Origin of the sequence: Microbacterium sp. bgisy207 (genome assembly GCF_965345035.1) — a bacterium.
GTDB lineage: Bacteria > Actinomycetota > Actinomycetes > Actinomycetales > Microbacteriaceae > Microbacterium.
This window is the reverse complement of sequence record NZ_CBDRMG010000011.1, coordinates 26,701-50,093: the sequence shown is the minus strand read 5'-3', so window position 1 is coordinate 50,093 and position 23,393 is coordinate 26,701. Positions and strand designations below refer to the sequence as shown.

Here is a 23,393-nt window from a genome sequence, read left to right as displayed (position 1 = left end):
TGGGTCCTCCTCAGGACGGTCGTGTAGAAGCTCCGGGCGCTGGATTGCGACCGGCTCTCTACGGGGATGTCTCTCAGTCTAGGCGAGAGGGTGTGTGTGTTTTCTGGTGTGAAGTTGTAAACCCCGAAGAACCGGATGCCGGAGGTCCGGCATCCGTGGCGATTACTCGCCCTTGTTCTTCTGGACGATCTCGTCGGCGACGGCCTTGGGGACCTCGGCGTAGCTGTCGAACTCCATCGAGTAGACCGCACGGCCCGAGGTCTTCGAGCGCAGGTCGCCGATGTAGCCGAACATCTCCGACAGCGGGACGAGGGCGCGCACGACCTTGACGCCGGCAGCGTCCTCCATCGACTGGATCTGCCCGCGGCGGGAGTTCAGGTCGCCGATGACGTCACCCATGTACTCCTCGGGAGTACGCACCTCGACCGCCATGAGCGGTTCGAGGATGACCGGGTTGGCCTTGCGGACAGCCTCCTTGAAGCCCATCGAACCGGCGATCTTGAACGCCATTTCGGAGGAATCGACGTCGTGCGAGGCGCCATCGATCAGCGTCGCCTTGACGCCGACCATGGGGTAGCCCGCGAGGACGCCGACGTTCATCGCGTCCTGGAAGCCCTGGTTGGTCGGCTCGATGTACTCGCGCGGGATCCGGCCACCGGTGACCTTGTTCTCGAACTCGTAGATCTTCTCGGCCGTGACCTCGAGGGGCTCGATCGCGAACTGGATCTTCGCGAACTGGCCGGACCCACCGGTCTGCTTCTTGTGCGTGTAGTCGTGCCGCTCGACGGCCTTCTTGATCGTCTCGCGGTACGCCACCTGCGGCTTGCCGACGTTCGCCTCGACCTTGAACTCGCGCTTCATGCGGTCCACGAGGATGTCCAGGTGCAGCTCGCCCATGCCCTTGATGACCGTCTGACCGGTCTCGGCATTCTGCTCGACACGGAACGTCGGGTCCTCTTCGGCCAGCTTCTGGATCGCCAGACCCAGCTTCTCCTGGTCGGCCTTGGTCTTGGGCTCGATGGCAACCTCGATGACCGGCTCGGGGAAGGTCATCGACTCGAGCACGACCTGGTGGTCGGCATCCGAGAGCGTGTCGCCGGTCGTCGTGTCCTTGAGACCGATGACGGCGTAGATGTGGCCGGCGGTGACGGAGTCGACCGGGTTCTCCTTGTTGGCGTGCATCTGGAAGATCTTGCCGACGCGCTCCTTCTTGCCCTTGGTCGAGTTGACGACCGCAGAACCGGAGTCCAGGTGACCCGAGTAGACGCGGATGTAGGTGAGGCGACCGAAGAACGGGTGCGAGACGACCTTGAACGCGAGAGCCGCGAACGGCTCCTCGCGGTCAGCGTGGCGCTCGATGATCTTCTCTTCGTCCTTGGGGTCGTGCGCCTCGATCGAGGGGACATCCAGGGGCGAGGGGAGATAGTCGACGACAGCGTCCAGCATCGGCTGCACACCGCGGTTCTTGAACGCCGACCCACACAGCACGGGGTAGGCCTCACCGGCGATCGTGAGTTTGCGGACGGCGCCCTTGATCTCTTCGGGGGTGAGCTCCTCGCCACCGAAGTACTTCTCCAGCAGCGCCTCGTCGCTCTCGGCGACGGCTTCGAGCAGCTTCTCGCGGTACTCCTCGGCCTTCTCGACGAGGTCGGCGGGAATGTCCTGGATCTCGTACTTCGCGCCCATCGTCACGTCACCCTTGGCGTCACCGGGCCACACCAGCGCACGCTTGTAGATGAGGTCCACGACACCGACGAAGTCGTTCTCGACACCGATCGGGATCTGCAGCACGAGGGGCTTGGCCTTCAGCCGGCTGACGATCGTGTCGACGGTGAAGTAGAAGTCGGCGCCCAGCTTGTCCATCTTGTTGACGAAGCAGATGCGGGGCACGTTGTACTTGTCGGCCTGACGCCACACCGTCTCGGACTGGGGCTCGACCCCCTCCTTGCCGTCGAAGACCGCGACGGCGCCGTCGAGCACGCGAAGCGAGCGCTCGACCTCGACCGTGAAGTCAACGTGACCCGGGGTGTCGATGATGTTGATCTGGTTGCCCTCCCAGAAGCAGGTGACTGCCGCGGAGGTGATCGTGATGCCGCGCTCCTGCTCCTGCTCCATCCAGTCGGTGGTGGCAGCGCCGTCGTGGGTTTCGCCGATCTTGTGGTTGACACCCGTGTAGAACAGGATGCGCTCGGTCGTCGTCGTCTTGCCGGCGTCGATGTGAGCCATGATGCCGATGTTGCGGACCTTGTTCAGGTCGGTGAGCACTTCTTGTGCCACGGGGTGTCCTTACGTGTGGTGAGGGATGTCGCGGACCTGCTGTTCCCGCAGGTTCGTGGCCTGCGGGAACAGCAGAGGGGATTACCAGCGGTAGTGGGCGAACGCGCGGTTCGACTCGGCCATCTTGTGGGTGTCTTCGCGGCGCTTGACCGCGGCACCGAGGCCATTCGAGGCGTCCAGGATCTCGTTCTGCAGACGCTCGGTCATCGTCTTCTCACGACGGCCCTTCGCGTAGCTGACGAGCCAGCGCAGCGCGAGCGTGTTCGCACGGTGCGGCTTGACCTCGACGGGAACCTGGTAGGTGGAGCCACCGACGCGGCGGCTCTTGACCTCGAGGGTGGGGCGCACGTTGTCGAGCGCCTTCTTGAGGGTGGCGACGGCATCCTGACCGTTCTTGGCCTCGACGCCCTGCAGGGCGCCGTAGACGATCGACTCGGCCAGCGACTTCTTGCCGTCGACGAGGATCTTGTTGACCAACTGGGTGACGATCGGTGCGCCGTAAACGGGGTCGTTGACGACGGGGCGCTTGGGGGCGGGACCCTTACGAGGCATTGTTCTCAGCCCTTCTTCGCGCCGTAGCGACTACGGGCCTGCTTGCGGTTCTTGACGGCCTGGGTGTCCAGGGCGCCGCGAACGATCTTGTAGCGAACACCGGGAAGGTCCTTGACACGGCCGCCGCGGACGAGCACGAGCGAGTGCTCCTGCAGGTTGTGGCCCTCGCCGGGGATGTAGGCGGTGACCTCGGTGCCGTTGCGCAGCTTCACACGAGCGACCTTGCGCATCGCCGAGTTCGGCTTCTTCGGGGTGGTGGTGTAGACGCGGGTGCAGACCCCGGCCTGCTGCGGGTTCGACTTCAGTGCGGGAGCCTTGGTCTTGGAGACCTTCGGCGACCGGCCCTTGCGAACCAACTGCTGAATGGTTGGCACGTTCTCTCCTTGATTGTGCTGCACGGTGACAGCTCGTGGTTTCACCACAGATCCACCGGCGCGCCAGAAGTCCGTCGCGAGTCGTGTGGTGGATATGCCGTGGGGGTGGCCTGTTCGCAGGCCGATCCCTGAGGTGTGCGGACCGTGCTCCCCCGGTGACATGCCGAGGCACAACACAAGGGGCGCGCAGGCGCACACCCGATCAATGATACGCGGGTTTTGAGAGGGCGGTCAAACGCAGACGGATGCCGCGCCCGCTGTCAACGCGACGCGCGGACCAGCCGCAACTCCAGGTCGCCCAGAAGAACCCGATCGGCCACGGGGGCGTGGCCTCCGGGCGCGAGTTCGAGCTCGGTACCGGTGATCGAGACGACAACGACGCCGTTCGTGGAGCCGAGGTCGACGATGTGCCACTCGTCGCCGCGGAGTTCCAGGCGAGCGTGCGTCTTGGATACCGTCACGTCATCGAGCGCCACCAGCTGCGCGCCGGAGTACGCCGGGTCGGGTGACGGTCGGCGCCCCACGATCACGACCTGCGATCGCAATTCGACCTCGTCGCCGCCGGCTGTCACCAGCGACCAGCGCGGGCGGTTGCGGTGCGCCAACAGTGTCGCGTCGAAATCTCCGTCGTCGTCCGCGGATGCCGAAACAGCCGACCGCGCCATCCGTGGCGACCCCGCCGCGGGGGATCCGGCGATCGCCGAGACGGCGCCCGATGTCTCCGGAAACGCATCAGCCTCGGGTCCGGTCGCCCAGTGCTCGCCGTCGGCGACCGGCGGGAACAGCGGCGCGTCGTCATACGGGGACCGACCGCTGACGGCTGAGACGGGCGCCGGGGCGCCGGGGACGGCATCCGTCACGTCATCGATCGGCTCCCCCGAGGGAAGCAATCCCGTGGCCCCGGTCTCGGCGGGCCGCGCCGCACGGGCGGGCGGCGCAAACGGCTCCGGCGCTGGCGCCGGCTCCTCGGCGGACGCGTCTGCGTCGGACGCGGTGGGGGCTGGCGAGTCGTCCACGGCGGACGGGGTGTCGGCAGTGACGGGCGCCTGCACGGCGGGGGCAGGCTCGGACCACACCGGCGAGGGCGCCGGCGGCGCAGGCTCCGCAGGCTCCGCCTCGGTGAACTCCGCCAGCAGGTCCCACCCTTGTGCATCCACCGGCGTACCGGCGGGCGGCGCCGGCGCGGGGCCGGAGGACGATGCGGCCGGTTCTGTGACCGGCGGCGCGAACGGCGAGACCGCGGGCGGGGCCGGTGGTGGAGGGGCCGAGACGGATGACGAACGAACCGCCGTTTCGCCCACAGCAGCGACGGCACCATCCGGCGGGCTGCCCCTGCGGCGTCGGCCCTCTCGGCCGATCCACCGCGCGGACCCGAACCCGAGCACGGTCGCCCACACCGGCAGGAGCACGGCGGCGAGCACTGTCATCCCTCCCCCGTATCCGAACGACAGGTTGATGCGGTGCGCCGCGACGATCACGAGAATCGCGACGATGAGTGCGCCCAGCCCCGGAACGAGCACCAGGAGGACCCACCACCCGGGGATCCCGCCGAGCACGAGCAGTGCGTAGACGTTGACGAACGGGACCCAGGCCTTCCAGCGCGGTTCGCCGGACTTCGCGAACACGGCGGCGAGCGCCACGGCGCACCACAGGTACAGCGCGATCACCGTCACCGTGACGGGGATGAACAGGATCAGCGCCTGGTTCCACGCGATGGCGTCGCTCATGGCATCCACCCTAGGCGGCTGCGTTCCGCGGCGACACGAACGGCTCCCCCGGCGGGTCAGTCGCCGATGACGTCGCGGGGATCGAACGGGGCATCCAGCGAGCGGGCGAGGTCATCGAGCATCGCCGTGATCTGCGGTTCGACGTACTGACTCACCCCCTGTTGGATGCGCAACCGATGGTGCAGCAGGATCGTGCACACGTCGCGACCGATCATGTTGGCGTAGTCGTCGGCGAGCCCGACCTCCTGACGCAGCGCTGCTTTCGCCTCGGGGCTGAGCGGGGGGAGGGCGGGAACATCGGCGTCCGCTTCGTCTGCGAGCCCCGAGATCGTGAACAGGAAGGGAGCGCCGGGCACGGGTTCGGGATCGAGGGGCAGCCCCTCGAACTCCGGCTCGAGGCCCTCGGCCGGTCGGTAGCTCCGGGCGCGATTGCGTGCCGCCTGCTGGTCGAGCTCGGCCTGCAACATGGGAAGGTTCTGCGCCGTGTAATCGGCGACGGCGTGGTCGACGATCGTCTTGATACGAGTCGAGAGGCCGTGCTGCACGCCGTGCGGCACGTCGGAGCCGAGGCCTGCCGCCGAGAGTATCGGCGAGCCGAAGCACCGACGGCACGGGGCAACCCGCCCGCGATGAGTCGCCGGCTCCCAGCGCGGAAGCCAGCGGAGCCAGGCGTCGACGGCCTGGCTCACCTCCGTCTCGAGCGAGCGCTCCACGTCTCTACGGTAGCGCCGACGTCCGCGCGGGCCGAGGCTCGGTCGCCGCATGCGCGTGTCGGCGCCTCACTCCGCGTCGCCGTGTTCCCATGGCCACCGCGCGTTGGCGTCGACGCCACGGGCCACCGCGATCGCCATCGCGGCGGCCACGACAGCCGCACCGGCTACGACCAGGCCCGGCCACGTCGTCGCCGCACGTCCGACGGCGGACAGTGCGAGCGCGAGATCGGCCGAGACGATGACGGATGCTGCTCCCAGGCCGCCGATGTACCCGAGGAACGCCGCCAGTGCACTCCACGCGAGAGTGCCCCACACGCCCGGCACCGGCATCCGTGTCCACAGCGTTCCCGCGAGGGCCGCAAGGGAGGCAGCCACCGCGACGGCGCCGGGAATCTGCCCCAGCCCGGGCGTGAGGATCACGTTCTCGTCCAGCAGAAGACTGACGATGCCGAACGCCGCGATGAGCACAGCGGCGAACAGCACCGCCCCGGCCGCCGTCGCCGCGGCCCGTCGCGCCTGGCTCACGGACGGCTCATGCGCTCGGGTACGGGCCCATTGCCTGCGGGCTCGCTCAGAGCTGGTGCAGCTGGGGACCGGCCTCGAGGGTGCGCTCGTACTCGCGGCGCGCCTCGATGTTCAGCTCGGTCATGCGCTTGCCGCGGGCGGCGACCCACGATCCGAACCAGATCGTCAGCTCTCGACCGATGATGAACGCGCCGATCGCGAGCGGCGCGAGAAGCTGGCCCTCGACCAGTTGCGCACCCTCCTGCGCCGTCAGGTTCCAGAACGGAGCCTGGAACAGCTGTCCGAGCAGGTGGCCGCCATAGGCCGCGACACCGACGAGGAGGCCGAAGATCACCCATGCGCCCCACCGGCCGCGGTTGATGATCGCCCCGAGCAGCCAGAAGGCGACGAAGAAGACCACCACGGGAACCCACAGCGCCCACGTGGAAAGCGCCGCGAGCAGCGCCGTCCCGATGCTCCCGACCGTGACCGAGCCGTCGATGAGGCCCAGCCCCACCCACACCGCGAGATAGAGAACGCCGAACGACAGCGCGGCAAGCAGGCCGATCGCGCCCGCGGCGGCGCGGTTGCCCCGGGGCCGCGGCGGTTCCGGCGCCTGCACGAAGATCGGCTGCGGGCCGTACGCGCCCGCGGGTTCACTGGCTGTCACGACCGGGGTGATGACCGTCGGTTCGTAGACATCCGTCGCGGCGGCGGGCGACTCCGCGGCGGGCTCGCCGACGGCGGGCGCGGTGCTGGCCGGCTCGGCTGCAGCGGCGGCCTCTGCGGGTGCAGGAGCGGCGACGACGGGGTCGACCACGACAGGCTCCCCCGGGGCGGGCTGGGCGGCGGCATCCGCATCGGGCGCTGCAGGCTGGCCGGCGGCCTCGGCGTCAGCGAGGCTCTCGCGGGCGCTGCCGACGACGTCGTCGACGGGCGGTTCTTCGGCGACGGGTTCGCCGACCGGTTCCTCCACGGCCTCGCCGGGGGTGGGCTTGTCGTCACTCATCCGAAACTCCTCCCGAGGTAGGTCCTCGGCTCGCAGACTACCCCGAGAGGGGCCGAGATCCGGGGAGCGAGGCCGCGGGGATGCCGACAACGCTGTCGACATCCGTCCCGGCGCGCTCGCCGTCGGCGCATGTCACTGCCACAGATGAACGGCGATCCGGTCGTCGTAGTCCTCCGGATACCACGAGCCGGCAACCGTGGTCACCCAGAGTGCTCCGTGGACCGCCTGGTGCTCGTCACCGGCGGCCGTGTCAGCCGTACAGGAGAGCGTGCCATCGGTCGTCGTGCACGCGAAGCCCTGCCCGCGGAGGGCAGCTTCGGCGATGCCGGCGGCGTCGTCAGCGACGGTCGCGAAGGTCGTCACGACACTCTGCCCCGCACTGTCGGTCCAGGCGCATGTGCGGGCGGCGGTGGGCGCGAGCGCGGCGACGAGGTCGGTGGCGGCGGTCGCGGAGGCGCCGGTGGACTGGTTCAGGATCGCATCCGAGGTCCAGGTGAGTTCGTTCCACAGGTCGTCGGGGTACAACTCCCGGCAGTCGGTGGCCGCGACGTCGAGTCCGTCGGCGACGACGGCGCGCGGCGTCGGGGTCGCTGCGAGCATCGTCGCGGCGTTTCCGGCTGTTCCACCCGCCCAGGCCAACACCATCGGCATCCCGGGGATGGCGAACCAGACGAGCGCGCCGACGACACCCAGGCAGAGCACCATCACGGGGATGGCGATGCGGTTGTCGCGACCGGGAACGCGGGCCATGATCACCTCCGGAGCAACCGTACGCCGCCCGACGGGTCTCCCGCGCACGACACCGCCGATCCCGCGCGGATCGCCGGCGAGGGCACGTTCCCCGACACCGGAAGGCGCAGCGGGATGCCCCGCTCGGGGCTGGCACCGGGTCTGGCGGGAGCCGGCGAAGCCGGCGAGGGCATGTCCCCGAGCGGGGCATCCCGCGGAGCCGGACTCTCACGAAGTCCGGCTTTCCTAGGCAGTCCGGTGCTCCGGTGGCCGAACGGTCAGCATCCGCCCGACACCGGAAACGACGCAGGGCCCCGGCAATCCCGGGGCCCTGCGTACCGTGACGAGCGTCAGTTGTAGTTGCCGGTGAAGTCGTCCGTCGAGAAGCTGTCGAAGTCGACGAAGCTCAGGTCGGCGTCGCTGTAGGCGCCGTCCGAGGCGAAGATGCGGTTGGGGTACCGCTCGCTCTTGGCCTCCTCCGTCGCCTCGACCGCGACGTTGCGATACTTCGCAAGTCCCGTTCCGGCGGGGATGAGCTTTCCGATGATGACGTTCTCCTTGAGGCCGACCAGCGGGTCGCTCTTGCCCTCCATCGCGGCCTGCGTGAGCACGCGGGTCGTCTCCTGGAAGGAGGCGGCCGACAGCCACGACTCGGTCGCCAGCGACGCCTTGGTGATACCCATCAGCTCCGGGCGACCGGATGCCGGGCGCTTGCCCTCGGCGACCGCCTGGCGGTTGATGTCCTGGTAGCGACGGAAGTCGACCAGCTCACCGGGCAGCAGGGTCGTGTCGCCGTGGTCGACGACCGTGACCTTGCGCAGCATCTGGCGCACGATGACCTCGATGTGCTTGTCGTGGATCGGCACACCCTGCGAGCGGTACACACCTTGGACGCCGTTCACGAGGTACTTCTGCACCTCGCGGGCGCCCTGGACGCGCATGACCTCCTTGGGGTCGAGCGTGCCGACCTGCAGCGGCTGGCCGACCGTGACGTGCTGGCCGTCCTCGACCAGCAGCGTCGCGCGCTTGAGGACCGGGTAGACGACGGGCTCGTCGCCGTTGTCGGGCGTGAGGATGATCTTCTTGGACTTCTCGGTCTCGTCGATCGTGATCCGGCCATCGGCCTCGGCGATCGGCGACGCACCCTTCGGGGTACGCGCTTCGAAGAGCTCCTGCACACGGGGCAGACCCTGCGTGATGTCCTCCGCGGATGCCGAACCACCGGTGTGGAAGGTACGCATCGTCAGCTGGGTACCGGGCTCACCGATCGACTGGGCGGCGATGATGCCGACCGCCTCGCCGATGTCGACGATCTTGCCGGTGGCCAGCGACCGGCCGTAGCAGGTCGCGCAGACGCCGACGGCGGAGTCGCAGGTCAGGACCGAGCGCACCTTGATGGAGGTGACGCCGTCGGCGACGAGCTTGTCGATGAGCACGTCCCCCACGTCGTCGCCCGCCTGTGCCACGACCTCGCCGTTCTCGCCCACGACATCCGCAGCAAGGGTGCGGGCGAAGACCGAGTTCTCGACGTTCGCGTCGCGAACGAGCTTGCCGTCGGAACCAGCCGCAGCGATCGTGAACTCCAGCCCCTTCGACGTGCCGCAGTCCTCCTCGCGGATGATGACATCCTGCGAGACGTCCACGAGGCGTCGGGTCAGGTACCCCGAGTCGGCGGTACGGAGAGCCGTGTCGGCCAGACCCTTACGGGCACCGTGCGTCGCGATGAAGTACTCCGCGACCGACAGCCCCTCGCGATACGAGGAGATGATGGGGCGCGGAATGATTTCACCCTTCGGGTTGTTCACCAGGCCTCGCATACCGGCGATGTTCCGGATCTGCAGCCAGTTACCACGAGCACCCGAGCTCACCATGCGGTTGATGGTGTTGTCCTCCGGGAAGTGGGCGCGCATCGCCTTCTGGACCTCGTCGGTGGCCTCGGTCCAGATCTTGATGAGCTCCTGGCGACGCTCGGCGTCGGTCGTGAGACCCTTCTCGAACTGTGCCTGGACCTTCGCGGCCTGCTTCTCGTAGCCGGCGACGATCTCCTTCTTGCTCGGCGGGGTCAGGATGTCGCTGAGCGCAACGGTCACACCCGAACGCGTGGCCCAGTAGAAGCCGGCGTCCTTGATGCGGTCCAGCGTCGCCGCGACCTCGACCTTCGGGTACTCCTCGGCGAGCTTGTTGACGATCTGCGACAGCTTGCCCTTGTCGGCCTGCTCACGCACGAACGGGTAGCCCTTGGGCAGCGCGTCGTTGAAGATCGCCTGGCCCAGCGAGGCATCCAGCAGCCCGTGGCGCTCGTAGCCCTCGGGGGCGTCGCCCTCGAGGAACGTCAGACCGGGGACACGGATGCGGACCTTGGCCTGCAGGTCGAGGGTGCCCTCGTCCTTGGCGAGGATCGCCTCCGACACCGAGCCGAACACGCGGCCCTCACCGAGTGCACCCTTCTTGACCGTGGTCAGGTGGTGCAGGCCGATGATCATGTCCTGCGAGGGCAGGGTCACGGGGCGGCCGTCCGAGGGCTTCAGGATGTTGTTCGACGCGAGCATGAGGATGCGGGCCTCGGCCTGCGCCTCGACCGACAGCGGCAGGTGCACGGCCATCTGGTCACCGTCGAAGTCCGCGTTGAAGGCGGCACACACGAGCGGGTGAAGCTGGATGGCCTTGCCCTCCACGAGCTGCGGCTCGAACGCCTGGATGCCCAGGCGGTGAAGGGTCGGCGCGCGGTTGAGCAGCACGGGCCGCTCGCGGATGATCTCTTCGAGCACGTCCCACACCTCGGGACGGGTGCGCTCGACGGCGCGCTTGGCGGCCTTGATGTTCTGCGAGTGACCGAGGTCAATGAGGCGCTTGATGACGAACGGCTTGAACAGCTCGAGGGCCATCTGCTTGGGGAGGCCACACTGGTGGAGCTTGAGCTGCGGACCCACGACGATGACCGAACGGCCCGAGTAGTCCACGCGCTTGCCGAGCAGGTTCTGACGGAACCGACCCTGCTTACCCTTCAGCATGTCGCTGAGGGACTTCAGGGCACGGTTGCCGGTGCCGGTGACGGGGCGGCCACGGCGACCGTTGTCGAACAGGGCGTCGACGGCCTCCTGCAGCATCCGCTTCTCGTTGTTGACGATGATCTCGGGCGCACCGAGGTCGATCAGGCGACGGAGGCGGTTGTTGCGGTTGATCACGCGGCGGTACAGGTCGTTGAGGTCGGAGGTCGCGAAGCGGCCACCGTCCAGCTGCACCATCGGGCGCAGCTCCGGCGGGATCACCGGAACGACGTCGAGCACCATGGATGCCGGGCTCATGCCGGTCTGCAGGAACGAGTTGACGACCTTCAGGCGCTTGATCGCACGGATCTTGCGCTGGCCCTTGCCCTCGGCGATCTGCAGGTGCAGGTTCTCGGCCTCGGCTGCCAGGTCGAACGCCGCCAGGCGACGCTGGATCGCCTCGGCGCCCATGTGGGCCTCGAAGTACTGACCGAACCGGTCCTGCAGCTCCTGGAAGATCTCGTCCTCGGCCTTGAGCGAACCGACCTCGAGCGTGCGGAACTCCTCCCACACGCGCTCGAGCTTGGCGATCTGCTCGTCGGCGTTCTTGCGAGCGGAGGCCATGTCCTTCTCGGCGGCGTCCTTGACCTTCTTCTTCTGGTCGGCCTTCGCGCCTTCGGCCTCGAGCGCGGCCAGCTCCTCCTCCAGCTTCGCCAGGCGGGCGGCGATCCGAGCGTCGCGACGGTCGGCGAGCGTCTTCAGCTCGAGACGGATGTTGTTCTCCTGCGTCGCGAGGTCGCGGTGACGAGCGTCCTCGTCGACCGAGATGACCATGTACGCGGCGAAGTAGATGACCTTCTCGAGGTCCTTGGGCGCCATGTCCAGCAGGTATCCGAGGCGCGAAGGCACGCCCTTGAAGTACCAGATGTGCGTGACCGGGGCGGCCAGCTCGATGTGCCCCATGCGCTCACGGCGGACGGAGGACTTGGTGACCTCCACGCCGCAGCGCTCACACACGATGCCCTTGAAGCGCACGCGCTTGTACTTGCCGCACGCGCACTCCCAGTCGCGCGAGGGGCCGAAGATCTGCTCACCGAACAGACCGTCCTTCTCGGGCTTCAGGGTGCGGTAATTGATGGTTTCGGGCTTCTTGACCTCGCCGAAGGACCAGCGACGGATGTCGTCAGCAGTGGCCAGGCCGATGCGAAGCTCATCGAAAGTTGTTGCGTCGAGCACGAGTTCTCCTGTGTCGAATTCTTAGAAAAGGGTGCCTGGCCGGGTTCAGATCTCGTCGATCGACGAGGACTCGAACCGGGTGGAGATGTTGATGCCGAGCTCTTCCGCAGCGCGGAAGGCATCGTCATCGGTGTCGCGGAGGTTCACTGCCGTGCCGTCAGCCGAGAGCACCTCGACGTTCAGGCAGAGCGACTGCATCTCCTTCATGAGCACCTTGAACGACTCCGGGATGCCGGGCTCCTGGATGTTCTCGCCCTTGACGATCGCCTCGTAGACCTTGACGCGGCCGAGGATGTCGTCGGACTTGATCGTGAGGAGCTCCTGCAGTGCGTACGCAGCGCCGTAGGCCTCGAGGGCCCACACCTCCATCTCACCGAAGCGCTGGCCACCGAACTGCGCCTTCCCACCCAGCGGCTGCTGCGTGATCATCGAGTACGGGCCGGTCGAGCGAGCGTGGATCTTGTCGTCGACGAGGTGGTGCAGCTTCAGGATGTACATGTAGCCGACCGAGATCGGAGCCGGGAACGGCTCTCCGGAGCGGCCGTCGAACAGCTGCGTCTTACCCGTCGAGTCGATCAGGCGGATGCCGTCTCGGTTGGGCAGCGTCGAGTCGAGCAGACCCGCGAGCTCCGACTCGTAGGCACCGTCGAACACGGGGGTCGCGACCTTCGTGCCGGGCGCGGCCTCACGGGCCTCCTCGGGCAGGCGCGCGGCCCACTCCGGGTTGCCCTCGACCTTCCAGCCCTGCTTGGCGATCCATCCGAGGTGCAACTCGAGCACCTGACCGAAGTTCATTCGGCCCGGGATGCCGAGCGGGTTCAGGATGACGTCGACCGGCGTGCCGTCCGCGAGGAAGGGCATGTCTTCGACGGGGAGGATCTTCGCGATGACACCCTTGTTGCCGTGACGGCCAGCGAGCTTGTCACCTTCGGTGATCTTGCGCTTCTGGGCGATGTAGACCACGACGCGACGGTTGACGCCCGAGCCGAGCTCGTCGTCGCCGTCCTCGGCGTTGAACTCCTTGACCGCGATGATCGTGCCCTGCTCACCGTGGGGCACCTTCAGCGACGTGTCACGGACTTCGCGGCTCTTCTCGTTGAAGATGGCGCGCAGCAGTCGCTCCTCGGCCGACAGCTCGGTCTCACCCTTGGGCGTGACCTTGCCGACGAGGATGTCGCCGGGGCGAACCTCGGCACCGATGCGGATGATGCCGCGCTCGTCGAGGTCCTTCAGCAGGTCGGGGCTGACGTTGGGAAGATCACGCGTGATCTCCTCCTTGCCCAGCTTGGTGTCGCGCGCGTCGACCTCGTACTCCTCGATGTGGATCGAGGAGAGAGTGTCGTCCTTCACGAGTTCCTGGCTGAGGATGATCGCATCCTCGAAGTTGTGCCCCTCCCACGTCATGAACGCCACGAGGAGGTTCTTGCCCAGGGCCAGCTCGCCGTTCTCGGTGGCGGGACCGTCGGCGATGACCTCGCCGGCCTCGATCCGCTCGCCCGCCGAGACGATGACGCGCTGGTTGTAGGACGTGCCCTGGTTGGAGCGGTCGAACTTGCGCAGGAAGTACTCGTCGATCCCGCCCTCATCCGTCTGCACGGCCACGACGTCCGCCGAGACCTCGATGACGACGCCGGAACGCTTGGCCGTGACCACGTCACCGGCGTCGATCGCGGCGAAGCCCTCCATACCGGTTCCGACCACGGGCGAGTCGCTGCGCAGCAGCGGCACGGCCTGACGCTGCATGTTCGCACCCATGAGGGCGCGGTTGGCGTCGTCGTGCTCGAGGAACGGGATGAGCGAGGTCGCCACCGACACCATCTGGCGCGGCGAGACATCCATGTAGCCGATGTCCTCGGCCGGGAACAGGTCGACCTCGCCGCCCTTCTTGCGGGCGAGCACGCGGGTCTCCTGGAAGTGGCCGTCGGCCTTCAGCGGCGCGTTGGCCTGGGCGACGATGAAGTCGTCCTCCTCCGCGGCGGTGAGGTAGTCGATCTGGTCGGTGACCCGGCCGTCGACGACCTTGCGGTACGGGGTCTCGATGAACCCGAACGCGTTGATGCGGGCGAACGAGGCGAGCGAACCGATGAGGCCGATGTTCGGGCCTTCCGGGGTCTCGATGGGGCACATCCGGCCGTAGTGCGACGGGTGGACGTCACGGACCTCGACGCCTGCGCGCTCACGCGACAGACCGCCGGGACCCAGCGCCGACAGGCGGCGCTTGTGCGTCAGGCCCGCAAGCGGGTTGTTCTGGTCCATGAACTGCGACAGCTGCGAGGTCCCGAAGAACTCCTTGATCGCCGCCACGACCGGTCGGACGTTGATCAGGGTCTGCGGCGTGATCGCCTCGATGTCCTGCGTCGTCATCCGCTCACGGACGACGCGCTCCATGCGCGACAGACCGGTACGGACCTGGTTCTGGATGAGCTCACCGACGGCACGGATGCGGCGGTTGCCGAAGTTGTCGATGTCGTCGACGTCCAGGCGGATCGTCGCGGGCTTGCCCGATCGCGAGCCTTCGAAGCTCTCGTCGCCGCGGTGCAGACGCACGAGGTACTTGATCGTCGCGACGATGTCCTCGACCGTGAGCACCGAATCGGTGAGCGGACCCGACAGCCCCAGCTTCTGGTTGATCTTGTAGCGACCGACCTTGGCGAGGTCATAGCGCTTCGGGTTGAAGTAGAAGTTGTCCAGCAGTGCGCGCGCGGCCTCGGCAGCGACCTGCTCGCCCGGACGCAGCTTGCGGTAGATGTCGCGAAGCGCGTCCTCCTTCGTGAGGATCGTGTCCTTCGAGAGGGTCTCTTCGATGGACTCGAAGCCCGCGAACTCCTCGAGGATCTGCTCGCTCGTCAGGCCCAGGGCCTTGAGGAACACCGTGACGGACTGCTTGCGCTTGCGGTCGATACGGACGCCGACCTGGTCACGCTTGTCGACCTCGAACTCGAGCCAGGCGCCGCGGCTCGGGATGATACGCGCCGAGACGATGTCCTTGTCGGAGGTCTTGTCGGGCGTCTTGTCGAAGTAGACACCGGGCGAGCGCACGAGCTGCGACACGACGACACGCTCGGTGCCGTTGATGATGAACGTGCCCTTGTCGGTCTGGAGCGGGAAGTCGCCCATGAAGACCGTCTGCGTCTTGATCTCACCGGTCTGGTGGTTCATGAACTCGGCTTCGACGTACAGCGGGGCGGCGTAGGTCTTGCCGCGCTCCTTGCACTCCTCGATCGAGTACTTCTCCGGCTCGAGGTAGGGGTTCGTGAACGAGAGCTGCATCGTCTCGCTGAGGTCTTCGATCGGCGAGATCTCCTCGAAGATCTCCTCGAGTCCGCTCTTGACCGAGATGTCGGTGCGTCCGGCGGCCTGCGCCTCGGCGAGGCGCGCCTTCCAGGCCTCGTTTCCGACAAGCCAATCGAATGACTCGGTCTGCAACGCCAGCAGGTCGGGGACCGTCAGCGTGTCGGAGATCTTGGCGAACGAGAGGCGGGATGCTCCGCGGCCGTTCTTGGGGGATGTGGTGGTGGTTGCGTTGCGCGCAGCAGCCAAGGGGATAACCTCCGTGGGCCCGGGCGGGGCTTTATCCTTGTCGTCAGGTGAAGCGTTCGGTCCTCGCCGATCACCCGCGCGTCTCGCACCGCATCGAGCGGGGACACGCGAGCCTCCCCACGCCCCCCTCCGCTCGCCGCTGACGCGTCGACCGGAGCCTTTGGGCGCGTGGGCCCGCCGACCACCATATGAGGGCAGGGGGAATCCAAGAGCGCAACCACCAACTATACGCGCCGCGGCACGCCGTGTCCAGTGGGATTCTTGACGACGCGAAATCCGTGCGGTATAACGTCGCGCTCACCGCGTCCGCGCGTGCCGGAAGCGCACCCCGGTGCCGGGCCCGGCTTGACCCAGCAGGTCCAGGTCGCCGCTCAGAACCGTCGCGATGACGGGATATCCGCCCGTGACCGGACCGTCGGCGAGCAGGATCGTCGGGGACCCGTCCGGCGGCACTTGGATGGCTCCCGGAACCATCCCCTCACTGGCCAGCTCCGCGGTATTCGCACGCTCGAGGGCTGGACCGTCGAGACGGATGCCGACCCGGTCGGCCGCCGCGCCGACCCGCCACGCAGCCTCGAACAGCACCTCGACGGACGCGTCGGTGAAGGCATCCGTGCGCGGACCGGGAACCAGGCGCACCTCGATCTCGGACGGGGGCGGACTCCACGGCGCAAGATCGGAGGGCGGGACCTCACCGGCCTCGGCGGACGCGAGCGTGAGGAGGTCTCCGGTCCGCAGCGGTGCCGGTCCGAGACCGGCGAGCGTGTCGGTGGCCGCCGAGCCGAGGACGCGCGGCGCCTCCAGGCCACCCCGGATGGCCAGGTACGCGCGGGCGCCGGCCGAGAACCAGTCGACCCGCAGACGTTCCCCGCGCCGCCAGCGGTGAGCGACGCCATGATCGATCTCGCGTCCGTCGACAGAGAGGACGCCCCACGCGCCGGTCACCGCGATCCACGCGTCCGCCCGCGCGTCGGCCTCGAAACCACCCGCGGTGATTTCCAGCGCAGCAGCGGACTCCTCGTTGCCGACGAGGCGGTTCGCCGTCCGCAGCGCGCCCCGGTCGAGCGCGCCCGAGACCGATACGCCGAGCGACGCGGCTCCGAGCCGGCCGGCATCCTGGATCGTCGTGAGCAGCCCTGGAGACGCCACCCGCAGCACGGGGGCGCTCCGGGCACGCGGCGCCTCGCGCCCTCTCGCGGCGCCGGTGTCGTGCGGGAGCCGCGCCCTCTCGTGCCGCCCGCGCACGACGTCGCCGCCCTCGCGGCGATCGCGGCCGAGAACCCCGCCGGCATCGGAGAGGTCCCCTTCCTCACGGAACCTCACCCGCATACCGGGGCGCAGCAGCGCGGGAGACACCGCATCCGGGTCGAACAGGGGCGCGGACGTCGAACCGATGAGCCGCCATCCGCCCGGGGTCGAGCGCGGATAAGCGCCCGAGAAGACGCCGGCAACACCGACGGACCCCGCCGGAACGCGGGTGCGGGGGCTCGGCAGGCGGGGGACATCGAACGGCCAGTCCTCGCTCACGAGGTAGCCGAACCCGGGCGCGAACCCCGTGAACGCGACGGTCCACGTCGCGGCCAGATGCGCAGACACCAGGCGTTCAGGAGGGATGCCGAGCAGATCCGCCGTCTCGCGGAGGTCCGGCCCGTCGTAGCGGATGCCGATCTCGACATCCGGCTCGGCCGGCGCCACACGTGTCGGGATGGCAGCGCCGCGACGCAACGGGTCGAGCGGATCGGCCAGGTCCCGGTCGAGCCACGCGCGCACGGCCGAAGGCGGCACACGCTGCGGATCGAACCGCACGAGCACCGTACGGGCGGCGGGAACGAGGTCGGTCACGCCCTCGCGAAGCGAGATGTCCGACTGCTCAGAGAGCGAGCGCTCCCACCGCTCCCGCAGCCATACGACCGCCCGCAGCGCAGCTGTCGCGTCGAGATCGACGGGAACCTCGACGAGCAGGCCGGTGTCGCCGAAGGGGCGGATGCGGCCGGCTGGAGCATCTGTGTGGGCTGCAGCTTCTCTCACAACGCCCCCGGAGCCATCGCCCTCACCACGGAGCGCGGACCGTCACGGATGCCGCCGCCAGCGCCGCGCGCACCGCTCGGGCCGCGGCCACAGAGGCGGGCGAGTCCCCGTGCACGCACAGCGATGCCGCCCGCACGGGGACGGTCGCGCCGTCGATCGCGACAACCGTGCCCTCGTGGGCCAGCTGCACGGCCCGTGACGCCGCGGCCTCGGGATCCTCGATGAGCGCGCCCGGGCGGTCTCGGGGAACGAGCGTGCCATCCGCCGCGTACCCGCGGTCCAAGAACGCCTCTTCCACGACCTCGAGACCGTGCCCCGCCGCGGCCGTCGTGATCGCACCGGACATCCCGAGGATCGGCAGGGCGCGGCCGAGCCGACGTGCGAGATCGGACACCGCGGCCGCGAGCGCATCCGCGTGCGCGGCATCCGTCCTGACGGCGTGGTACAGCGCACCGTGGGGCTTGACGTAGCGGATGTCAGCGCCGACGTCTGCGAGAGCGTGCAGCTGCGCGCCCACCGCGGCACGCAGGTCCGCCCCCGACATCGCAACGGCCCGTCGGCCGAATCCCGACCGGTCGGGATAGGAGGGGTGGGCGCCGATCGCGACGCCGAACCGTGCGGCCCGTTCGACGGCCTGGCCCATCGATCTCGCGTCGCCGGCGTGCCCGCCGCAGGCGACATTCGCGCTGGAAATGACCGCGAACAGCGCCTCATCATCCGCCGTCGGCACACCGTCGACCGTCTCGCCGAGGTCGGCGTTGAGGTCGATGGTGGTCATGCACCCACGGTACGCCCGGTCTACGGTGGAAGCGTGGCCCGCGCGCATGTCGAAGCCCCACCGCCGCAGGCACGCCTGTCGGACGGATCGCTGGCGCGGATCGTACCGTCGGCGTTCGCGAGCGGTTGGGAACTCGAGGTGGACGGCACTCCGCAGTCCCACGTGGACCTCGATGACCCCACCCACCTCCACTTCGAGTACGTCGCGCGGATGGGCGCCGTGATCGACCAGCTCGCCTCGCCGGAAGCGCCGCTCACGGCGATCCATCTGGGCGCGGGCGCCTACACGCTCCCGCGCTACGTCGACGCGACGCGGCCGGGCTCTCGTCAGCAGGTCATCGAGCTGGAGCCGGCGCTGGTCGCACTCGTGCGCGAGCATCTGCCCCTGCCCTCGGGGTCGCGAGCCGGCGGATCGATCCGCACGCGCACCGGAGACGCGCGTGCCGTGCTCGAGCGGATGCCGGCGGGAATCCGCGGTCGGGCGGACCTCCTGATCTCGGACATCTTCCACGGGGCCCGCACCCCGGCGCATGTCACGAGCGTCGAGTTCTATCGCCTCGCGGCTCAGTATCTCGCCGAGGACGGCGTGCTCCTGGTGAACGTCGCCGACGGCGCCGGCCTCGCCTTTGCACGTCGCCAGGCAGCGACCGTGCGTAGCGAGCTCGCCCACGTCGCGCTTCTTGCAGAGGTGCAGGTTCTCAAGGGCCGACGCTTCGGCAACATCGTGATCGCGGCATCCCGCACCCCCCTGCCGACGTCCTGGCTGCCGCGCCTCATGGCAGCCGGACCGCATCCGGCGAAGGTCGCCCAGGGCGCCGAGGTCGAGGCCTTCGTCGCGGGCGCGCGCATCGTGACGGATGCCGATGCTCTCCCCTCCCCGGCACCGTCGGCATCGCTGTTCGAACGCTGACGGCGTGGGAGAGCGGGACGCGACGGGTTCGCGGCCACAATAGGACCGCATCGCGTGTGGGGCGCGTGCAGCGACCAGGTGGCGATCGCGGCGGGACTGCGCGCCGACCACCTCGAGCGGGAAGGAGTGCGAGTGAGCTACATCCACGGCTACGACCCCGTGACGCTGCGTGAAGTGGTCGTCGAGCGCGAGTGCCGCGACCGGCTCGAGGAACTGGGCGACCAGCGCTCGCTCCCGGCGTTGCTCGAGCGGGTCTGGCTCCTCAAGGTCCTCGGCCGCCTCGACGACGCACTCGAGGTCGCGGATCTGACGGTGCGAACGGCGCGGATGGCCGGTACGCGGAAGGATCTGCTGCGCGCCCGCATCCTGCACGCGACCGTGCTGCAGTTCCGCGGCTCTCTCGCAGCCGCCGAGCAGGAACTGACGACGTGCGCTCTTGAGGCCGAGGGGGCGGGCTGGGCCTCGATCGCCGCATTCGCCTATCAGCACCGCGGCAAGGTCCACTATGACGCCGAAGACTTCGACGCGGCGCGCGCGGACTTCAAGCGCGCACTGTTCGCCCGGCAGAGCATCGCCGCACCCGACGACCAGCTCGAGTCGACGCTCCTCGCGATCGACGCAGCGGAGCGCCGCCGGGCGGAGGCCGGCGCTGCCGTCGCGAGCTGACCGGCCGGTGTCGGGAGCCCCTCTTACGCTGTCGTCATGTCCGAGCTTCACCGCGTTCGCCACTGGGCCGAGGCCCTCCTTGCGACACACCTGAGCCCCGAGTGGAGCTTCGGGTTCGACAACGCGAAGCGGCGCGTCGGCCTGTGTGACTTCACGCGCAAGCGCATCACCGTCTCGAGATACCTCGCCGCCCGCCATGACGACGACAGCAACCACCAGACGCTCCTCCACGAAGTGGCTCATGCCCTGGCGGGGGCGGCGGCAGGGCACGGCCCGCGGTGGAAAGCGATCGCGCGGGACCTCGGCTACGTCGGGGGCACGACCCACCATGGCGAGACGGCGACCGAGCTCGCGCCCTGGGTCGGCGTGTGTCCGGCCGGTCACGTGGCCTACCGGCATCGCCGCGCGAGCCGTCAGACCTCCTGCGCCCGCTGCGCCCCGCGCTTCGACGAGCGGTATCTGCTCACCTGGTCGCGCCGGGAGATCACGGCATCGGTCCGACTCGCGGCTATGACCCCCCGCTGACCCCGTTTCCCCACGGTCTTTAGTCCCTACCGCGCCGTACCCCCGGGGGTATCGTGCGACGTGAGGCCAGAGCGGCCAGGAAGCGAGGAGAGGGATGTCACGTGTCATCGTTCTCGGCGCAGGCGTCGCGGGGCACACTGCCGCGTTGACACTGCGCCGCAAGCTCGGCAGGGAACACGAGGTCGTCGTCGTCTCCCCCAACTCGACGTGGAACTGGATCCCGTCGAACATCTGGGTCGGCGTCGGACGGATGACACGGGAGGATGTCGTCTTCCCCCTCGCGCCGGTCTACGCCCGCAAGAGGGTCGACTTCCATCAGGCGAAGGCGACGACGATCTGGCCCGACGGCGATGCCGAGTCCTCCCGTGGCGCCGTGGACATCGAGTACACGGAGCCGGGTCGAGCGGGCCAGACCGCACGTCTCCGCTACGACTACCTGATCAACGCGACCGGTCCCGCACTGAACTTCGCGGCCACCCCCGGGCTCGGACCCGACGGCGGGTACACGGCATCCGTCTGCACACCCGGGCATGCTGTCGACGCCGCCGCGCGGCTGGACACCGCGATCGAGCGCGCCCGCGCGGGCGAGAAGCTGCGGTTCGTCGTCGGCGTCGGCCATGGCCAGTGCACCTGCGAGGGCGCCGCCTTCGAATATGCCTTCAACGTCGAGCAGAAGCTCGAGCAGGCGGGAGTGCGCGAGAACGTGGAGCTCGTGTACCTGAGCAACGAGCCCGAATTGGGGGACTTCGGTGTCGGCGGGATGTCGTTCCGCACGAAACACGGCGACGTCTCTGGTGAGCAGTGGATGTCGAGCCTGTTCCACGAGCGCCGCATCCGCGCCATCACGCGGGCTGCCGTCACCGCGATCGAGCCGGGCACGATTCACTTCGTCCAGGAGGACGGTTCCCCTCAGGTACTCGAGTTCGACTTCGCAATGCTGCTGCCGCCGTTCCGCGGCGTCGCACTGACCGCGTACGACCGCGCCGGCAATGACGTGTCGGACCGGTTCTTCGCGCCCAATGGGTTCATGTGGGTCGATGCGGACTACTCCCCCAAGCCGTACGCCCAGTGGTCGGCCAAGGATTGGCCGACCACCTATCAGGTCCCCGGGTACCCGAACATGTTCGCCGTCGGCATCGCGTTCGCCCCGCCCCACGCGATCTCCGAACCGCTTGCCACACCGGACGGCGTTGCGATCGCTCCCGCCCCGCCCCGCACCGGCATGCCCTCGGGTGCGATGGGCAAGGCTGCCGCGATGAACATCGCCGAGATGGTGCGCACCGGGACGGATGCGGCGCGGCACTCCGCTTCGATGGCCGAGCTTCCGGCCGCGTGCATCGCCTCGACCGGCACGGGTTTCGCGCGCGGGAGCGCCGTCGCCATGACGATGACTCCGATCGTCCCGGACTTCGACGCCCGGCCCGCTACCCACGGCCGCGACCCCGACCACACCAGCGGAGAAGTGGGACTGGCCGCACACTGGCTCAAGCGCATGCTCCACACGGCATTCCTCTACAAGGCCAAGGCGTATCCGCTCTGGTACCTCATCCCGGAATGATCACTCACCTGAAAGGAGCATCGCGATGAGCGCACCCGTGGACTCCTCCGCCCAGCGGAAGGTCGATGCCGCCCCACTGCCGACCGACGCCGAGTTGCGGCGCCGCAAGAACCTCTTCGTGCAGTTCTTCCGCTTCATCGTGCTCGGCTGGGGGATGTTCCGACTCGCTCAGCACTGAGCCGAGGAGTCGGCGTCCACCGACGCGGCGGCGAGGACGTCCTCCCGCCGGCCGGCCTCCGCCCAGGTCTGGCCGGTCCCGCTCGCCGTCAGCAGGTGCCGCAGTGCCGGCCGAAGCCCGCGGAACGCCTCGCACGCTGCCGCGGCCTCGGGCGAGGTATGGTCGATGCCGCGTGCGGCGAGCGCGTCGATCACGGCGCCGGCACCCAGCAGATCCTCCACCGCGAACCGCGTGCCGCCCCCGGCGTCCGCGGCGCCGCAGGCGATCACGACGACGCTGGTGCGCGCCTGACGTCGGTGCTGCTCTGCGATGACAGCCTCCGCCAGTGCTCCTGCGCAGCGAAGACCGCCGCGCAGAACCGTACTGCCCGCGCCGGAAGCCTCGGCGCCGATGCGGTCGGCATCCGTGTCGGTGTCCACGAGCACATCGACGACCACGGTGACATCACCGGGCGCGAGCCGCGCCAGGCCGGTCGAACCCCAGTCGAAACGCACCTGATAGCGGCTCTGGTCCAGTGGTGTCGGCATCCGTCCAGCGTAGATCGAGACCGGATGTCAGACTTGCCGCATGCGCGTGCTCAGCAAATTCGTCATCGACTGCGACACCGACGCCGCCTGGCGCGCCCTGCACTCCCCGCGCGTGCTCGCCGAGGTCTACGGCCCGTTCCTGGACATGCAGCCGCTCGAGGCGATCCCGACGCAGTGGGAGCACGGGCACAACGCCGCCGTCGGGCTGAGTCTCGGCGGGCTCATCCCACTCGGCCGACAACTCATCTCGATCACGGATGCGGAGCGCGAGCTCAACGGAGTGCGGGTGCGGATCATCCGGGATTCGGGGATGCCGCTGACCGGTCCGCTCGCGATTCTCGATGTCTGGGACCACCAGATGGCTGTCTCGCCCCTCCCGGACGGCCGGACGCTCTGGCGTGAGCGCCTCGTGATCGGTGGAACCGCGGCACCGCTGATCTGGCCGGGGCTCTGGGCGGTGTGGCAGTGGCGGGCCGCTCGCATCCGTCAGATCGCGCCCTCCTGGGCACACGACACGGAGGCGGCGGCCGAGCCGTCAGATTCCGACTCGACCGCCACCGCGTGACGCGTCCGCGC

At 68.8% G+C, this 23,393-nt stretch carries 19 protein-coding genes; 6 read left to right on the top strand and 13 right to left on the bottom strand.

What is annotated here, in order from left to right:
- Positions 1 to 162: 162 nt before the first annotated feature.
- The 12 genes from fusA to ACSGC5_RS11385 all read right to left on the bottom strand — a co-directional run bounded on the left by fusA (position 163) and on the right by ACSGC5_RS11385 (position 18,454).
- Positions 163 to 2,277: an elongation factor G gene (gene fusA / locus ACSGC5_RS11440; protein ID WP_434970747.1), complete on the bottom strand. Its 2,115-nt coding sequence runs from the start codon at positions 2,275 to 2,277 to the stop codon at positions 163 to 165.
- A gap of 81 nt (positions 2,278 to 2,358) precedes the next feature.
- A complete protein-coding gene (gene rpsG, locus ACSGC5_RS11435; protein ID WP_434970746.1) occupies positions 2,359 to 2,829 on the bottom strand; it encodes a 30S ribosomal protein S7 in 471 nt (156 codons plus the stop codon).
- A gap of 5 nt (positions 2,830 to 2,834) precedes the next feature.
- Entirely contained in the window at positions 2,835 to 3,203 is a 369-nt protein-coding gene (gene rpsL / locus ACSGC5_RS11430; RefSeq protein ID WP_013584051.1) for a 30S ribosomal protein S12, read from the bottom strand.
- A gap of 260 nt (positions 3,204 to 3,463) precedes the next feature.
- The gene (locus ACSGC5_RS11425; RefSeq protein WP_434970745.1) at positions 3,464 to 4,930 is read right to left on the bottom strand and encodes a DUF5684 domain-containing protein; all 1,467 of its coding nucleotides are present in this window, start codon (positions 4,928 to 4,930) and stop codon (positions 3,464 to 3,466) included.
- Between the two features lie 56 nt (positions 4,931 to 4,986).
- The gene (locus ACSGC5_RS11420) at positions 4,987 to 5,643 is read right to left on the bottom strand and encodes a spermidine/putrescine ABC transporter substrate-binding protein (protein ID WP_434970744.1); all 657 of its coding nucleotides are present in this window, start codon (positions 5,641 to 5,643) and stop codon (positions 4,987 to 4,989) included.
- Positions 5,644 to 5,709: 66 nt separating this feature from the next.
- The gene (locus tag ACSGC5_RS11415) at positions 5,710 to 6,168 is read right to left on the bottom strand and encodes a hypothetical protein (RefSeq protein WP_434970743.1); all 459 of its coding nucleotides are present in this window, start codon (positions 6,166 to 6,168) and stop codon (positions 5,710 to 5,712) included.
- Positions 6,169 to 6,214: 46 nt separating this feature from the next.
- Positions 6,215 to 7,156 carry an ABC transporter gene (locus tag ACSGC5_RS11410; RefSeq protein ID WP_434970742.1) on the bottom strand — a complete coding sequence of 314 codons (942 nt, stop codon included), beginning with the start codon at positions 7,154 to 7,156 and terminating at the stop codon, positions 6,215 to 6,217.
- A 132-nt stretch (positions 7,157 to 7,288) separates the two neighbouring features.
- Complete coding sequence (locus tag ACSGC5_RS11405) at positions 7,289 to 7,906, bottom strand: hypothetical protein (RefSeq protein WP_434970741.1); 618 nt, start codon at positions 7,904 to 7,906, stop codon at positions 7,289 to 7,291.
- Positions 7,907 to 8,235: 329 nt separating this feature from the next.
- Positions 8,236 to 12,108 (bottom strand): DNA-directed RNA polymerase subunit beta', encoded by a 3,873-nt coding sequence (rpoC, locus tag ACSGC5_RS11400; protein WP_434970740.1) that lies wholly within the window; start codon positions 12,106 to 12,108, stop codon positions 8,236 to 8,238.
- 45 nt (positions 12,109 to 12,153) lie between these two features.
- On the bottom strand, positions 12,154 to 15,648 hold the full coding sequence (rpoB, locus tag ACSGC5_RS11395) for a DNA-directed RNA polymerase subunit beta (protein ID WP_434970739.1): 3,495 nt from the start codon (positions 15,646 to 15,648) through the stop codon (positions 12,154 to 12,156).
- A gap of 297 nt (positions 15,649 to 15,945) precedes the next feature.
- Positions 15,946 to 17,676: a 5-oxoprolinase/urea amidolyase family protein gene (locus tag ACSGC5_RS11390; RefSeq protein WP_434970738.1), complete on the bottom strand. Its 1,731-nt coding sequence runs from the start codon at positions 17,674 to 17,676 to the stop codon at positions 15,946 to 15,948.
- A 22-nt stretch (positions 17,677 to 17,698) separates the two neighbouring features.
- The gene (locus ACSGC5_RS11385) at positions 17,699 to 18,454 is read right to left on the bottom strand and encodes a 5-oxoprolinase subunit PxpA (protein WP_434970737.1); all 756 of its coding nucleotides are present in this window, start codon (positions 18,452 to 18,454) and stop codon (positions 17,699 to 17,701) included.
- 33 nt (positions 18,455 to 18,487) lie between these two features.
- On the opposite strand from ACSGC5_RS11385, the gene ACSGC5_RS11380 reads away from it, so the two are divergent.
- From ACSGC5_RS11380 to ACSGC5_RS11360, 5 genes are all read left to right on the top strand, one after another.
- The gene (locus ACSGC5_RS11380; RefSeq protein ID WP_434970736.1) at positions 18,488 to 19,363 is read left to right on the top strand and encodes a spermidine synthase; all 876 of its coding nucleotides are present in this window, start codon (positions 18,488 to 18,490) and stop codon (positions 19,361 to 19,363) included.
- Positions 19,364 to 19,495: 132 nt separating this feature from the next.
- Positions 19,496 to 20,029, top strand: a complete 534-nt coding sequence (locus tag ACSGC5_RS11375; protein ID WP_434970810.1) for a hypothetical protein — start codon at positions 19,496 to 19,498, stop codon at positions 20,027 to 20,029.
- A gap of 36 nt (positions 20,030 to 20,065) precedes the next feature.
- Positions 20,066 to 20,554 carry a SprT-like domain-containing protein gene (locus ACSGC5_RS11370; RefSeq protein ID WP_434970735.1) on the top strand — a complete coding sequence of 163 codons (489 nt, stop codon included), beginning with the start codon at positions 20,066 to 20,068 and terminating at the stop codon, positions 20,552 to 20,554.
- A 94-nt stretch (positions 20,555 to 20,648) separates the two neighbouring features.
- A complete protein-coding gene (locus tag ACSGC5_RS11365) occupies positions 20,649 to 22,112 on the top strand; it encodes an NAD(P)/FAD-dependent oxidoreductase (protein WP_434970734.1) in 1,464 nt (487 codons plus the stop codon).
- Positions 22,113 to 22,137: 25 nt separating this feature from the next.
- Positions 22,138 to 22,290, top strand: a complete 153-nt coding sequence (locus ACSGC5_RS11360; RefSeq protein WP_434970733.1) for a hypothetical protein — start codon at positions 22,138 to 22,140, stop codon at positions 22,288 to 22,290.
- Here ACSGC5_RS11360 and ACSGC5_RS11355 read toward each other — a convergent pair.
- Entirely contained in the window at positions 22,281 to 22,817 is a 537-nt protein-coding gene (locus tag ACSGC5_RS11355) for a 2-phosphosulfolactate phosphatase (protein ID WP_434970732.1), read from the bottom strand. The two genes, ACSGC5_RS11360 and ACSGC5_RS11355, sit on opposite strands and share 10 nt — an antisense overlap.
- 40 nt (positions 22,818 to 22,857) lie before the next feature.
- Here ACSGC5_RS11355 and ACSGC5_RS11350 point away from each other — a divergent pair, with 40 nt between their 5' ends.
- On the top strand, positions 22,858 to 23,382 hold the full coding sequence (locus ACSGC5_RS11350; protein WP_434970731.1) for a hypothetical protein: 525 nt from the start codon (positions 22,858 to 22,860) through the stop codon (positions 23,380 to 23,382).
- The last annotated feature ends 11 nt before the right edge of the window (positions 23,383 to 23,393 follow it).

Coding starts and splice junctions, on each gene's coding strand:
- ACSGC5_RS11405 (WP_434970741.1), bottom strand. CDS start 7,906: ATGGCCCGCGTTCCCGGTCGCGACAACCGCATCGCCATCCCCGTGATG.
- ACSGC5_RS11350 (WP_434970731.1), top strand. CDS start 22,858: ATGCGCGTGCTCAGCAAATTCGTCATCGACTGCGACACCGACGCCGCC.
- ACSGC5_RS11425 (WP_434970745.1), bottom strand. CDS start 4,930: ATGAGCGACGCCATCGCGTGGAACCAGGCGCTGATCCTGTTCATCCCC.
- ACSGC5_RS11355 (WP_434970732.1), bottom strand. CDS start 22,817: ATGCCGACACCACTGGACCAGAGCCGCTATCAGGTGCGTTTCGACTGG.
- ACSGC5_RS11365 (WP_434970734.1), top strand. CDS start 20,649: ATGTCACGTGTCATCGTTCTCGGCGCAGGCGTCGCGGGGCACACTGCC.
- rpsG (WP_434970746.1), bottom strand. CDS start 2,829: ATGCCTCGTAAGGGTCCCGCCCCCAAGCGCCCCGTCGTCAACGACCCC.
- ACSGC5_RS11370 (WP_434970735.1), top strand. CDS start 20,066: ATGTCCGAGCTTCACCGCGTTCGCCACTGGGCCGAGGCCCTCCTTGCG.
- ACSGC5_RS11385 (WP_434970737.1), bottom strand. CDS start 18,454: ATGACCACCATCGACCTCAACGCCGACCTCGGCGAGACGGTCGACGGT.
- ACSGC5_RS11360 (WP_434970733.1), top strand. CDS start 22,138: ATGAGCGCACCCGTGGACTCCTCCGCCCAGCGGAAGGTCGATGCCGCC.
- ACSGC5_RS11410 (WP_434970742.1), bottom strand. CDS start 7,156: ATGAGTGACGACAAGCCCACCCCCGGCGAGGCCGTGGAGGAACCGGTC.